The organism is Mycobacterium farcinogenes (assembly GCF_019739075.1).
Taxonomy (GTDB): domain Bacteria; phylum Actinomycetota; class Actinomycetes; order Mycobacteriales; family Mycobacteriaceae; genus Mycobacterium; species Mycobacterium senegalense.
Genome location: NZ_CP081673.1, coordinates 1,634,846 through 1,648,253, shown reverse-complemented (window position 1 = coordinate 1,648,253; position 13,408 = coordinate 1,634,846). Strand labels below are relative to the sequence as shown.

13 protein-coding genes are annotated in these 13,408 nt (G+C 65.3%); 5 read left to right on the top strand and 8 right to left on the bottom strand.

What is annotated here, in order from left to right; translation table 11 throughout:
• Positions 1-14: 14 nt before the first annotated feature.
• Positions 15-1,028 (top strand): alpha/beta hydrolase, encoded by a 1,014-nt coding sequence (locus K6L26_RS07735; RefSeq protein WP_221852879.1) that lies wholly within the window; start codon positions 15-17, stop codon positions 1,026-1,028.
• A gap of 100 nt (positions 1,029-1,128) precedes the next feature.
• Here the strand turns inward: K6L26_RS07735 and K6L26_RS07730 are convergent, their stop codons facing one another.
• From K6L26_RS07730 to sfnG, 6 genes are all read right to left on the bottom strand, one after another.
• On the bottom strand, positions 1,129-1,980 hold the full coding sequence (locus K6L26_RS07730) for a hypothetical protein (RefSeq protein WP_221853347.1): 852 nt from the start codon (positions 1,978-1,980) through the stop codon (positions 1,129-1,131).
• A gap of 217 nt (positions 1,981-2,197) precedes the next feature.
• Entirely contained in the window at positions 2,198-3,760 is a 1,563-nt protein-coding gene (purH, locus tag K6L26_RS07725) for a bifunctional phosphoribosylaminoimidazolecarboxamide formyltransferase/IMP cyclohydrolase (RefSeq protein WP_065062896.1), read from the bottom strand.
• Positions 3,757-4,386, bottom strand: coding sequence for a phosphoribosylglycinamide formyltransferase (purN, locus tag K6L26_RS07720; RefSeq protein WP_043370288.1), 630 nt, complete (start codon positions 4,384-4,386; stop codon positions 3,757-3,759). The genes purH and purN overlap by 4 nt, the downstream gene beginning before the upstream one ends.
• 9 nt (positions 4,387-4,395) lie before the next feature.
• Complete coding sequence (locus tag K6L26_RS07715; protein WP_221852878.1) at positions 4,396-5,907, bottom strand: cell division protein PerM; 1,512 nt, start codon at positions 5,905-5,907, stop codon at positions 4,396-4,398.
• A gap of 60 nt (positions 5,908-5,967) precedes the next feature.
• Complete coding sequence (locus K6L26_RS07710; protein WP_221852877.1) at positions 5,968-6,855, bottom strand: DUF5336 domain-containing protein; 888 nt, start codon at positions 6,853-6,855, stop codon at positions 5,968-5,970.
• Positions 6,856-6,989: 134 nt separating this feature from the next.
• Positions 6,990-8,120, bottom strand: a complete 1,131-nt coding sequence (sfnG, locus tag K6L26_RS07705) for a dimethylsulfone monooxygenase SfnG (protein ID WP_076216482.1) — start codon at positions 8,118-8,120, stop codon at positions 6,990-6,992.
• Positions 8,121-8,250: 130 nt separating this feature from the next.
• Here sfnG and K6L26_RS07700 point away from each other — a divergent pair, with 130 nt between their 5' ends.
• Positions 8,251-9,099 (top strand): LLM class F420-dependent oxidoreductase, encoded by an 849-nt coding sequence (locus K6L26_RS07700; protein ID WP_036392311.1) that lies wholly within the window; start codon positions 8,251-8,253, stop codon positions 9,097-9,099.
• Between the two features lie 80 nt (positions 9,100-9,179).
• Here K6L26_RS07700 and K6L26_RS07695 read toward each other — a convergent pair whose 3' ends face one another.
• Positions 9,180-10,706 carry an acetyl-CoA acetyltransferase gene (locus tag K6L26_RS07695; RefSeq protein WP_221852876.1) on the bottom strand — a complete coding sequence of 509 codons (1,527 nt, stop codon included), beginning with the start codon at positions 10,704-10,706 and terminating at the stop codon, positions 9,180-9,182.
• Between the two features lie 27 nt (positions 10,707-10,733).
• On the opposite strand from K6L26_RS07695, the gene K6L26_RS07690 reads away from it, so the two are divergent.
• Positions 10,734-10,991 (top strand): hypothetical protein, encoded by a 258-nt coding sequence (locus tag K6L26_RS07690; RefSeq protein WP_221852875.1) that lies wholly within the window; start codon positions 10,734-10,736, stop codon positions 10,989-10,991.
• Here K6L26_RS07690 and K6L26_RS07685 read toward each other — a convergent pair.
• The gene (locus K6L26_RS07685) at positions 10,962-11,921 is read right to left on the bottom strand and encodes an oxygenase MpaB family protein (RefSeq protein WP_076216475.1); all 960 of its coding nucleotides are present in this window, start codon (positions 11,919-11,921) and stop codon (positions 10,962-10,964) included. The two genes, K6L26_RS07690 and K6L26_RS07685, sit on opposite strands and share 30 nt — an antisense overlap.
• A gap of 139 nt (positions 11,922-12,060) precedes the next feature.
• Here K6L26_RS07685 and K6L26_RS07680 point away from each other — a divergent pair, with 139 nt between their 5' ends.
• Both K6L26_RS07680 and K6L26_RS07675 read left to right on the top strand, forming a co-directional pair.
• Positions 12,061-12,627 (top strand): TetR/AcrR family transcriptional regulator, encoded by a 567-nt coding sequence (locus K6L26_RS07680; RefSeq protein WP_019347799.1) that lies wholly within the window; start codon positions 12,061-12,063, stop codon positions 12,625-12,627.
• A gap of 160 nt (positions 12,628-12,787) precedes the next feature.
• Positions 12,788-13,405, top strand: a complete 618-nt coding sequence (locus K6L26_RS07675) for a TetR/AcrR family transcriptional regulator (RefSeq protein WP_221852874.1) — start codon at positions 12,788-12,790, stop codon at positions 13,403-13,405.
• Positions 13,406-13,408 lie beyond the last annotated feature (3 nt).

The window sequence follows — 13,408 nt, the reverse complement described above, 5'->3', positions numbered from 1 at the left end:
GTACCCTGAGTACCGTGAATTCGCTCGATTGGCGTACCCGGCCCACCACTGTGCACTTCGGACCTGCATCTTTGCAGTCCAGGGCCCTCGGCTGGACCACCGCGATCTTCGTCCGCCCATTGCTAGGTCTGCTGACCCTGGTCGGGCTGGGCATCAACCGCGTCGCTCCCGCGGTCCTGCAACGCGCGCGCCTCGACGTCATCGACCGGCCGCTGCGGGTGATCAAGCCGCTGCCCGGCACCGAAGTGACGCACGTGGCGCTGCCCCACTGCCCCGCCGAATGGGTGATCGCGCCCGAGGCCCGCGACTCCGACTCGGTGATCGTCTACCTGCACGGCTCAGCCCTGGTGACTCTGGGCCTGAACTCGCACCGCCGGTTCGTGTCGAAGCTGTCCGCCAGCACCGGGGCCCGCGTACTCAACGTCGGCTACCGGCTGGCCCCGCAAGCCGACATCGAAGATGCCGTTGCCGACGGGCTCGACGGCTACCGCCTGGCGCTGTCACTCGGGTTCGCCCCCGAAAAGATTGTCCTGGCCGGTGACTCGGCCGGCGGGTTGTTCGCCGCCGACACCGCGCTGGCCGCTCGCGACGCCGGATTGCCCGTTCCCGCCGGGCAGATACTGCTCTCACCGTTGACCTCGTCCGACATGGACCTGAAATACCGTGCGCTACAAGAACATCGCGACGTCATGTTTCCGTTCATGACGGTGAAGTTCATCTACGACGTGTTCGCCACCGTCAACGGAACCCGGCCCACACCGGTGATGCCGCCCGAGGCAGATCTACACGGGCTCGGACCGTTCCTGCTCCAGGTCGGCACGCACGAGATGCTGCTCAACGACGCCTTCGCCCTTTCCGACAAGCTGCAGGCCGCCGGGGTGCCGGTATGGGTTCAGGTGTGGGACAGGGCAATGCACATGTTCCAACTGAGCTTCGACGTCAATCCCAATGCACGCCGCGCGGTCGACGAGATCACATCGTTCATCGCATACGCGACCGCCGAAGTCGAGGACGAGGCGAGCGCTTAGGGCTGTCGCATCTCACCGTTGCGCCTGCGCCTCGCCTCGCCGCCGCGCCATTGCGCCGGTTTTCTACACCAGGGCAGTCGATCGCCCGGCCTAGCGACCCTCACGTAGAAAACGGCGAAGCGTCGCGCCGAGCAAAGGCCTCTCGCACGCGGTGCAGGATGAATGCCTTGCTGTGTTCGGCCACGACGTGGATGTTGATCCACCCTTCGCGTTCGATGAGCGCGTTGCGCCCGATGTCGTGCACATAGCGTGGCCGGTCCGTGGCGTGGTGCTTGCCCAAGTAGTCGAGGCCGACTTTGACGTCGTCATAACCCATGTCGATGAACGCCTCGGCGAAACTATCGGTCACCCGGATCTGAGTGCGGGGTCGTCGAAACCCCGCATCGATGAGGATCAGCCGCAGCCAAGTCTCCTTCGGAGATTGGCCACCGGGGTCCATCAGATCGAGTGCTGTTCGGGCACTTCGTATTCCACGCAGACTGCGATATCGGGCCGCCAGTTCGAGCACCGGCTCCGCTTCGACGCCCGTGGCGATGGCCAGCGCGTCGAGGTGGGCGACCGCGTCGTCGCGAGGAAGAAAACGCGCGAGATCAAGCGCCGTGCGGAGCGGTGTGGTGACGCTGAACTCGCCAATCCGGCAGATCTCGTCGGGCCTGATTCGTTCCTCGCGCACGATAACGCCGCGACGGCGACGCCCATGCTCGGCGATCAGTTCTACAGGAGCGTCGTCATCGACCCATTGCGCCCCATGGAGCGCTGCCGCCGCGCGGCCGGCGATGATCCCGCGACGGCCAGTCCACAACCACGCGGCCATGGTGTTGTCTGCCAGCGTTGCGACAGCATTCTTCGGCAGATACACGCCTGGGTGCGCCGAGGTGTAACGCCATCGCAGCTGCCCCCGCGTGAGGACGCCGGCTGCCAGTGCTTCGGATCCGATGAATGGCGCGTTCATGGGCACCGATGGTCGGCAGTGTGACCGACGGATTGACGGCGCCCACGTACCCCTCAGTCGATTCTGTGGATGAACCGTGTGCTGTGGATAGCGTGGTGCGACGCCGCTTCCTACACCAGGGTCGCTAGACCACGCGATCAACAGCCCTGAGGTAGAAAACGGCGGTGCGGCAGTGCGAGGGGCGGCGGCAAAAACGGCGAGCCCAAGCCATCAAAAGCTAGTGCGCGAAATGCCTTGCACCCGTGAGGTACAACGTGATGCCCGCAGCCTCAGCGGCCGCCGTCACCTCGGCGTCACGCACCGACCCGCCCGGGTGGACGATCGCCTTCACGCCGGCGTTCGTCAGCGTCTCCAAGCCGTCGGGGAACGGGAAGAACGCATCGGAGGCACCGACGGAACCGGGCACGCGGTCACCCGCGCGCTGCACGGCCAGCCCGGCCGCGTCGACGCGATTCACCTGTCCCATGCCGACACCCACGGTGGCGCCGTCCTTGGCGATCACGATCGCGTTGGACTTCACCGCACGGCAGGCCCGCCAGGCGAAGACCAGGTCGCTCAGCGTCTGCGGGTCGGCCGGCTCACCGGTCGCCAGGGTCCAGTTCGCCGGATCGTCTCCCTCGGCGTCGAGTGCGTCGCGCTGCTGCAGCAGCACCCCGCCGCTGATCTGGCGCAGTTCGATGCCACCGACCAACGGCTCGGAGGCCACCAGGATGCGGATGTTCTTCTTGCGGGCCAGGATTTCGACGGCACCGGCCTCGTACGCCGGGGCGATGATCACTTCGGTGAAGATGTCGGCGACGGTCTCGGCCATCTCGACGCTCACCTCGGTGTTGGAGGCGATGACGCCGCCGAACGCACTCAGCGGATCGCACTCGTGGGCCTTGCGGTGCGCGTCGGCCACGGACTCCGAGGAGATGGCGATGCCACAAGGGTTGGCGTGCTTGATGATCGCCACGCAGATCTCTTCGTGGTCGAACGCCGCCCGCCAGGCCGCATCGGCATCGGTGTAGTTGTTGTAGGACATCTCCTTGCCGTGCAGCTGCTCGGCCTGGGCCAACCCGGGCCAGGCGGAGTCGTCGCGGTAGACGGCGGCCTGCTGGTGCGGGTTCTCGCCGTACCGCAGCACCGCGCTGCGATGCCAGGTACCGGCGAACCAAGCCGGCAGCGGTTGCGCCGGCTCTTCCGGCGAAAGGGTGGAACCCATCCAGCTCGCCACCGCGACGTCGTACTCGGCGGTGTGCCGGAAGGCCAACGACGCCAGCTTCTTCCGCTCAGCCAGGGTGAAGCCGCCGGCGCGGACCGCGGCCAGCACGCCGTCGTAGCCGAGCGGGTCCACGACCACGGCCACGCTGGGGTGGTTCTTGGCGGCCGCACGCACCATCGACGGCCCGCCGATGTCGATCTGCTCCACACATTCGTCCACCGACGCCCCGGACTCCACTGTCTCGGAGAACGGGTACAGGTTCACCACCACGAGTTCGAACGCCTCGACCTCGAGCTCGGCCAGTGCCGCGACATGTTCGGGTTTGCGGGTGTCGGCCAGCAGACCGGCGTGCACACGCGGGTGCAGGGTCTTGACCCGGCCGTCGAGCACCTCGGGGAACCCTGTCACGTCTTCGACGGGTGTCACCGGAACCCCAGCAGCAGCAATGGTTTTGGCGGTCGATCCGGTGGAGACGATCGCCACGCCCGCCTCGTGCAGGCCGCGGGCCAGATCGGCCAGGCCGGTCTTGTCGTAGACACTGATCAGCGCCCGCCGGATCGGTTTCTTCTCGCTCACCCTATGGTCGCCTTTCGTCCAGTCCAGGTCACGCCGCGGGTTGCCAGCGCGGCCAACACATCCACCAGCAGTCGTCGTTCGACCACTTTGATGCGCTCATGCAAAGTCTCTTCGGTGTCATCATCGAGCACCTCGACGGCCTGCTGGGCCAGAATCGGCCCGGTATCCATACCGGAGTCCACGAGGTGCACCGTGCAGCCCGTCACCCGCACGCCATACGCCAACGCCTCAGGCACCGCATGGGCGCCGGGGAACGCGGGCAGCAGTGCCGGGTGGGTGTTGACGACGCGGCCGGGGAAACGGGAAAGGAATTGCCCGCCCAGGATTTTCATGAAGCCGGCCGACACCACCAAGTCCGGCTGGTGCTCGGCGGTGGCCGCGGTGAGGGCCGCGTCCCACGCGTCGCGGTCCGGATAGTCGCCCAACCGCACGGTGTAGGACGGCACCCCCGCCCCTGCCGCGATGTCGACGGCAGCACAGTTGCGATCGGTTCCGACCGCGATCACACGCGCCGGATACTCATCGCCGGCGGCGGCCAGTAGCGAGGCGAGCAACGACCCTGTCCCCGAAGCCAGCACTACCAGCCGGGCCGGTGCACTGGGGGGCACGTGTAACGGTTGCTGCACGCGAGCAGCCTAGTCGCCCGCACTGCGGGGGTTGTCGCCGGTCGCCGGACCGTCGGAGATGTCGTCGACGATGAAGTGCTCTTCGGGATCGTCGTCGAGGTCTTCGTAGCGCCGGGGACGGGCCTCGTTGACAGTTTCCGGCACCTCGTCGTACTCGACGTATCTGTCGACGTAGTCGGCGGGTGCGGCTTCGATGACCTCCGGCTCTTCCGGCGTGGGCTCTTCAGCCGACCAGGACACGAGCGGCTGGTCCGGTTCGAGCTCGGGCTCCGGCTCGACGTCGACGTCGACGTACTCGAGGTCGGCCTCCTCGGCTGCGTACTCCTCGACGACGTCTTCTTCTACATCGGGTTCGGGTTCAGGCTCCGGTGTGGGCACGGCCACCGGCCGAGGTTTGCGCGTCAGGCCGCCGGACATCGCGACGGTCAGCCCGCCGATACCGGCGAACCACAGGAAGACCGCGGGCGCGAACGTCGTCTGGTCCACCCCGACATCACCGAAGTTGCCCAGCCGGCCGCCACCGGCGTAGCCGAGCAGGGCCATCGTCAGCGCGGCCAGCACCGACGCCACCAGCAACTTGCCGGTGGCAGCCCCGATGGGCAACGGCCGCCGCGCACACTGCTGACCCAACGCGACCGCCGATGCCGCGCCCACGATCAGCAGCGCCACCCAGATGGGGCCCAATGGCGGCGTGGGCACCGCCGCCAGCACCGGCACCGCCGGGATGTCACCACCGAACACGGTGAACGAGCTGAAGGCGGCCAGCCCGACATGGGCACTGGATCCGACCGCGATGGCCGATGCGCCGACGATCACGTTCGGGATGTAGAGAATCGACAACAGGGTGAGGCTGAGCTGGCCGAAAAGGCTGTCGGTGATGGCGAACAAGTCGTGCATCGTGGCCCAGTGCACCACCAGCGATACGGCCGTCACCACCCCGGAAAGTCCGAACAGGGCCAGCACTCCGGCGATCGCTGCCCGGACCGCCTCGGGCAGCCAATTCGGTAGCGGGGAGGCCGCCAGTGTGCGTCCGCCGACCTTCGATCCCACACCGATCAGGGCACCGATCACATGCACGATCAGCACGCTGCAGAACGCACGCAGGGCGCTGGGAGTCTGGAGTTCGGTGATCACCGAAGCGGCGTCATGGATGACGGCCAACAGGATGGCGGCGATCAGGATGGGGCCGCCCAGGGCTGAGCCGACCACCCATCGGGTGACGAGCCAGGAAGAATTGGGGGCGGTGGCCGCTGCCGTCGTGCGCGCGGTACCCCAGATCATCGCCAGAACGGGCAGCAGGGGCATCACGCCGAGTTCACGCCCGCCGATCGAGACCGGCACCTGGTGTACGCCCAGCCACATGCTGGCGATCGCCCCGAACGCACCCGTCATGTCGCTGTTGGCGATCAGCAGTTGCAGCAGCACGACCGCGGCGATGATGACCAACGCAACGACGGACGGCCCGAACGCGACCCGGAGCAACTCACGCGCCTGGCGGGTGCCGACTGGCCGGTTACTCACTTGCTGGGCTGCTCCTCGCAATGATCGGCGCGTGCGCGGGAAGCGCACGCGCCGATCAGCTTACGACGACGCAGGGCCAGATTGCTGTGAAGGCGACTGCTGTGCCTGCTGCTCGGCCTGGAAGGCCGTGGTGGGCGCAGACGAACCCGACTGCTGTTGCTGCTGCGGCTGGCCGTAGGTCGGGTAGCCGGTCGGCGGGGTCGGCGGGCCGCTCGGCTGCTGACCCTGCGGAGCTTGAACAGGGAAGCCACCGGTGTTCGGGGCGCCGGAGTAACCGCCGTACTGCGACGGGTAACCGGGACGCTGGGGCTGAGCCTGCTGATAGGGCTGACCGCCGTGCTGCGGCTGGTGCTGCTGACCGTAGTACTGCGACGGGCCACCGTACTGGCCGTATTGCGCATGCTGATCGAACTGCGGCTTGGGTGCCGGAGGGGTGATGATGCCCGCGTCGAACAGGAGCGCGGCAATCGCGGCACCGGCCTGGACCAGAGCCAGGACGAGGATGACGTAGAAACCCCAGTCGAGCACGGAGCTCAACTCGATCGTGAAGTAGATCGCCGACAGCAAGGAGAAGGTCGAGATCACCGCGGCGACGGCGGTCCAGTTCTTCTGCTTGGGCAGCAGAGAGACGCCGGCCACCAGCGCGGCCAGCACCGCGGCGTCGATCGTCCAGCCCGTCGGGTCTCCACTGGAGACGACCTGCCCACCACCGGCGAGACCGCTCAGGTCCAGCAGCGGGGCGAACCGCAGCAGGTAGATGAGCAAGCCTGCGACGGCCACGACAGCCAGCAGGATCTCGGACATCTTGTTGTCGCCGGATTCCGCACCGGCAGATGCGGCCGGTGCGGCAGGCACAGAAGCAGGGACAGCCTTGGCGAACTGCTGGGTTGCATCGAACTGCGAACCCGACTGCGGCGGGTATCCGGGATTACTGGGCGGGTAGGTCATGACCTCTCCTGTGCTATCGAGCTTCGCGACGTGTGTTCACGCAGGCATGAATACCGACCACGTGAGCGATTCGAGCTTCCACGCTAGCGCACCCCACTGGGTGCCGGGCGCCCGTGTTTGATGTCGGACAGGTCTCAAGCTGATACCAGGACGGGTGCGTCGGCGGAATCCGTTTCGGCAGCTTCGATTTCGCGGACGAGCGGTAGCACCTTGGCGCCGAAGTACTCGATTTCCTCTTGGAAATGCAGGAATCCGCCCAGGATGAGGTCCACGCCACGTTTGCGGTATGCGGCAATACGTTCGGCGATCTGCTCGGGTGTGCCGATCAGCTGGGTGCGGAAGCCGTCGTTGTACTGCACGAGGTCCTCGAAGCTGGAATCGGCCCACATTCCCTTCTTGTCGCCGGTGGAGTTGCCCGCCTGTTGTACCGCGCTGCGGAAACCTTCGACCGCGGGCTTGTTGGCTTTGGCCACGATCTCTTTGAGAGTCTCCTTTGCCTCTTTCTCTGTGTCTCGGGCGATGATGAACCCGTTCAGCCCGAACTTCACCTCACGACCGGCGTCGCGGGCATGGTCGCGCACCTCGACGACCTGTTCGGTGAGCCCGTCGAAGTCTTTGCCGTTGGAGAAGTACCAATCCGCGTAGTAGCCGCCGTTGCGCCGAGCCGCCGTGGAGTTGCCGCCCTGGAACAACTCCGGGTTGGGGCGCTCAGTGGTGTTGAGCGGCTTGGGCTTGAGGGTGAAATCGTGGATGCGGTAGAAGTCGCCGCGGAAATCCACGTCGTCCTCGGTCCAGATCTTGCGTAGCACCTGCAGGAATTCCGCGCTGCGCCGGTAGCGCTCGTCGTGCTCGAGCCACGGCTCGCCCAGGTGGGTGAACTCGTCTTTGAACCAGCCGGAGACGACGTTGACCGCGAAGCGACCGTTGCTGAGGTGGTCGGCGGTGGCCCCGAGCTTGGCCAGCACCGCCGGCTGCCACAGGCCCGGATGCACCGCCGCGATCACTTTGAGCCGTTCGGTGGCCAGCAACAGCGCGAGGCTGAAGCTCGTCGACTCATGCTGATACTCCGCGCCGTAGCTGGCCTCATAGCGAACCTGACTCAGGGCATATTCGAAGCCGTTGTTCTCCGCGGTCTGCGCGAGCTTCTTGTTGTATTCGTAGTTCCAGTCGGTGCGCTGCTCGATGTCGCTGGTGACCAGGCCGCCGCTGACGTTGGGCACCCAGTAGGCGAACTTGACGTGGTCGGCAATGCGTTCAGTCGTCATGCCGGAGATCCCAGCAAACCCATCGCCACCCGTCGCGGGTATCGCTCGCGGTGAAGTTTTCTCTCTCGCGCCCGGCCTAACGAGACGCACCGTCTTGCTACTGGGACTGAAACACGTTCTAATTCTGGATATGGACTATGGGCTCGTTCTCTTCACCAGTGACCGCGGCATCGCCCCGGCCAAGGCCGCCAAACTCGCCGACGATCACGGCTTCACAACCTTCTACGTGCCCGAGCACACGCACATCCCGATCAAGCGCGAGGCCGCTCACCCCACCACCGGTGACGAGTCGCTGCCCGACGATCGCTACATGCGCACCCTGGATCCCTGGGTGTCGCTGGGAACCGCCTGCGCGGTGACCTCACGCGTGCGGCTGTCGACGGCCGTCGCACTGCCCGTCGAACACGACCCGATCACCCTGGCCAAATCCATCGCCACCCTGGACCACCTGTCCGGCGGTCGGGTATCGCTGGGCGTCGGATTCGGCTGGAACACCGATGAACTCGCCGACCACAACGTTCCGCCGGGCCGGCGCCGCACCATGCTGCGCGAGTATCTGGAAGCCATGCGGGCGCTGTGGACCGAGGAAGAAGCCTCCTACGAAGGCGAATTCGTGAACTTCGGGCCCTCGTGGGCCTGGCCGAAGCCCGTGCAGTCACACATCCCGGTTCTGGTCGGCGCCGCGGGCACCGAGAAGAACTTCAAGTGGATCTCCAAGTCGGCCGACGGCTGGATCACGACACCGCGCGACTTCAACATCGACGAGCCGGTCAAGCTCCTGCAGGACACCTGGGCCGCGGCCGGACGTGATGGTGCCCCGCAGATCGTGGCGCTGGACTTCAAGCCAGACCCCGAGAAGCTCGCCCACTGGCGTGAGTTGGGCGTGACCGAGGTGCTGTTCGGCCTGCCCGACAAGTCCGAGGCTGAGGTCTCGGCATACGTCGAACGCCTAGCGGGCAAGCTGGCCTCGCTGGTCTAGCCGTCCCGCGAGCAGACGCAAAATTGCCCTTTTTTCCAAGGAAATTGGGCAGTTTTGCGTCTGCGGGGCGTAAATCTCGGCTATGAGAGCGTCGCGGTGTTCCGCTTCTCACCGGAAGTCACGACGATCGACGCGCCCAGCGGCTCGCCATCGGTGAGCAATCCCAACAGCGCCTCGTCCGTGGTCGTCGCCAGGAAGCGGCTGCCGTCGGAATCCAGGCGGCCGATGATGATGCCGGTGCGTGGCGTCCAGTCATAGCGGACGGTGTAGGTCTCGATGGTGGCCGGGCCTTCGGCTTTTTCGGTGATGGCGACGCGCTGCTGCGCGTTGAACTCGTCCTGCAGGGCCGCGCTGCCGTCGGCCACCCAATCGGCGGGCTCAGTCGAGTAGATGCCGACCGAGTACTTGCTCGCGATACCACCGTTGCCGCCGACCAGTGCGAATTGACCTGGCTTGTCACGCATTTCATTGACAGCCTCGGCGATGCCGTGCATCGAGTAGTTGTTGCCCGGGCCGCCGAAGAAGGGCAGACCACCGGTCAGCGTGAGACCACGCTCGTCGTCGGTGGCCAGGCCCGTGCCGTCACAGATGTTGAACACCGGGAACGGGAAGCAGCTGTAGAGGTCGAACGCCGCGATGTCGTCGAGGGTGATACCGGCGGCGCGCAGGGCCTCGTTCACCGCGATCACCGCGGCTTCGCTGTAGCCCAACTCAGCACGCTCCAGCAGCTTGATTTCCTTCATGTCGGCATGCCCGCGCAGGTACACCCACTTCTCCTCGGGCACACCGAGTTTGCGGGCGGATTCCACCGACATCAGCAGTACCGCGGCACCCTGGTTGACCTGATCGCGCGCCACCATCAGCCGCGGATACGGGTCACAGATCATCCGGTTGCTCTCGGTGACGGTGGCCAGCTCCTGCGCCGAACGCTCCACCGGGGACGACGAATACGGGTTCTTGGCCGCCACTTTGGAGAACGGCGCGAACAGCTCGGCCATCGCCTGCCGGTAATCGCTCACCGACAGTCCGAGCCGCGCCCGGCGGGCATTCTCCAGCAGGCCGTACTGCACCGGAGCGCCGATCAGCCCGTGCTTGACCGTGTACTCGTCGAAGATGCCGTCGTATCCGTAACCACGGTCCTCCAGCTGACCGTCAATGGTCTCGGAGTGATCCGGCTTGTCGTCGCGCTTGGAGAAGTGCCGCAGCGTGGAGGTGTTCTCCGAGCCGAACAGCAGCACCACGTCCGTTTCGCCGGCTGCGATGGCGGCCGAGAATTCGGTGACGAGGTGTTGGGGGCTCTGGCCGCCGATCACCTCGAGGATGGCGCGGGCCGGCTCGGCGCCGACATTGCGCGCGACGGAACGCGGGTAGTTGTTGGATACGCCCAGCGTCGCGGACTGCGGGCCGGAGATCTCGAACTGCCGCGTGCCCGCCACGGTGTCGATGGCTTGGGCCACGGCGGCGATGTCAGCGCCGGTATCGCGCAAGGCTGCCCTGGCAGCCTCGGTGGCCAGCTCGACCGAGGACATTCCGCGGTACCCGTCGAGGTCGATGCGTTCGGTGAACTGCCCGACGCCGACGATGACAGGGGTGCGCGGATCGACCATGACAATCTCCTTGACAGCTGTTAATTCGTGAGGCTAACCGATTGCTGTCTGGAGAGTGAAATCGGTGCGTATAGCGCTGCCCGAGAACTGGCCGGGCTGAGCGACGAACTGGGCCATTCACTCACTCACGAATGGCAACCGCCGTCCATGCCCATCTCCACCGGCAAGAAACTCGTTGGCGACAACAGCACCTGTGTCGTCGGCAAGAACAACCTGGTGGCCTGTATCGACGCCGACCACAAGCACGTTTTTGTTCTACAACCCTCTGGCAGCTGGACGTTCTGACAGGTTGTAGGCGAACGACTTCTGCTGACGCTGCTTCATCTTCTCAAGGCACTCATGGTGTTTGCGCGCGTGATAGGCCAGCGGAAAGTAGGTGAGCCGATCAGGAAGGATGCGGTAGGCGGTCCGGATGACGGTGTAGATGCGCTGAAGTTGACGCTCCTCTGCGTCGCTCCACGTGACACCCAGCTTGGCCCGCAACCGGGGATCGAGCAGCCCGACCACCGACAGATAGTTGAACCGCAGTGCGGGTCGCAGGGCCCGACGAACCAAGGGATGCAACAGTTTCGGCACCGACGGCGGGAGCGCGACGTTGCCGGTCTGCATCTCCTCGATCAGCTGCAGGGCCTGGGGCGTGCCTTCCAGCTTGTCGATCATGGCCTCGTAGTACTCGGTCATCTCGGCACGGGTGGCCGGGTAGCCGTTCATCGGCACGTGCAGCAGGCGGGCGAGCCGGCGGTTGTCCCGCAGTAGTTCGTCCTTCTCAGCGTCGGTGAAGTCGCGTCCGATCAGCAACTTGCCGCCGCCTTCGGCGTTGACGATGTAGCCGGTGGCGATCACCCATTGATATGCCTCGGGATTGAGCGCACTGATCTGCTTTCCGGTCTGGTCGCTCTTCATCGTGATCGGCTGGTGCAGTGCGCGCACCCGGTTTCCTTCGGCGACAGCCTCGGTGCCGCCGTAGGTCCAGCGCAGCACGGAGTCGACGCTGCGGATGGCTCGCCCGCCCGGATCTCCGTGGAACGCAGCCGAATAGCGGCCGGTGATCTCGGCGATGACGGGGTGCATCGCCTGCATCATGAACGCCGCCCCGTCGACGATCAGGAAGGTCCACCTGCCGGTGTGCTCACCCGTCAGGGAGTCGAGCGGAACCAGTTCGATGTCATCCGACTCTTCGACGGCCGGCATTGAGACGTCCTGTGTAGCGGTCATAGAGCGCACCTCCTTGAGCGTGAGGCGACGGTAATCTGACCTCAAGGTCGCATTCAAGTCGCATTCGAGTTCGGGGAATGAATTGGAAAACCGCACGTCAGGCCAGCGTAAGCTGCCTCAGCAAGAGCGTTCTCGTGAGATGGTCGCAAAAATCATTGCCACTGCGGTGAAGATGCTGAAGAAGACCGACCCCGAGCAGATCACCACCAACGCCATCGCCGCCCGGGCCGGGGTCAGCAAGGGATCGGTCTACCAGTACTTCGCCAACAAGGAGGAGCTCATCCACGCCGCGATCGAGCAGCTGGCTGCCGAGCAGGCACCGCTGATCGAGGACATGCTCCGCTCCGTCACCATGGAACAGCCGCAGCAGGCCATGCAGGCGTCGATCGACATCCTGATCGATTTCACGATCGCCAACCGGAAGTTGATCCGCTATGTCGCGGACCGACCCGACTATGCCCGCACGCTGGAAAACGCCTCGGGCCTGAACGCCACACTGCTGGCGTTGACCACGCTGCACATGGCGCACTACCGCGACCAGTACCGCCATGAGCTGAGCCCCCGGGCGTTGGCGTGGTTGTTCTTCAACATGGCAGTGGCCACCACCACTCGCTATATCGAAAGCGACGACCCGATCCAACTCGACGAACTACGCAGCGGGTTGAAGTTCGCCTCGGCCGGTCTGCTGGCGGCCGGGCGACAGTAGCCCGGGGTTCAGCGCCGCCGGTTTCTACGCCACGGTCGCCGTCGGCGAATCAGCGCAACCCAGATGTAAAAACCGGCGCCGACCAGCACACCTTGACCTCGCTGTCACTTAGTGACACATTGGGTCTGTCACTAAGTGACAACTTCTGGAGGTGAGCAGCGTGGGGGTAAAACAGGAACAAGCCCGCCTCGAGGTGTCACGACACGCCTGCAAGTTGTTCTGGGAACGTGGTGTCGCCGGCACCAGCGGTGACGACATCGCTGCTGCGGCAGGGCTCTCGACACGGACGATCTGGCGATACTTCCGCGCCAAGGAAAGCTGCGTCGAACCGGTACTGGCCAAATCCGCCGACCGGTTCATCGCCATCTTGAACCGCTGGCCACATGACCTGTCATTGGCTGAACATCTTGCCGCCGAAGGAATTTCACATCCGATGTCGCCTCAAGACGTCGAGGACGAGATCAGCGCGATGCGGATCGCCACCATGACACCGTCCGAGCCTGCCCTGCGTACGTCGTACCTGATGGTGCATGACCGGATGGAGAAGGGCTTCATCCCGGTGATCGCAGACCGGTTGGGACTGCCCAAAGATGACCTCACCGTCCGACTGTGTGCCGCGGCCGTCACCGGCGCCTTCCGCGTCGTCGACGAAGACGTCAGCACGGCGGTGATCGTCGAGGGCAAGAAAGTCACTGAAGAGCAGGCGCTCTCGCTGATCGACCGCGCAATCCGCGATGCCACCAACGGGCGGCTCGGCGGTCCCGCCAAACCCCAATAGGAG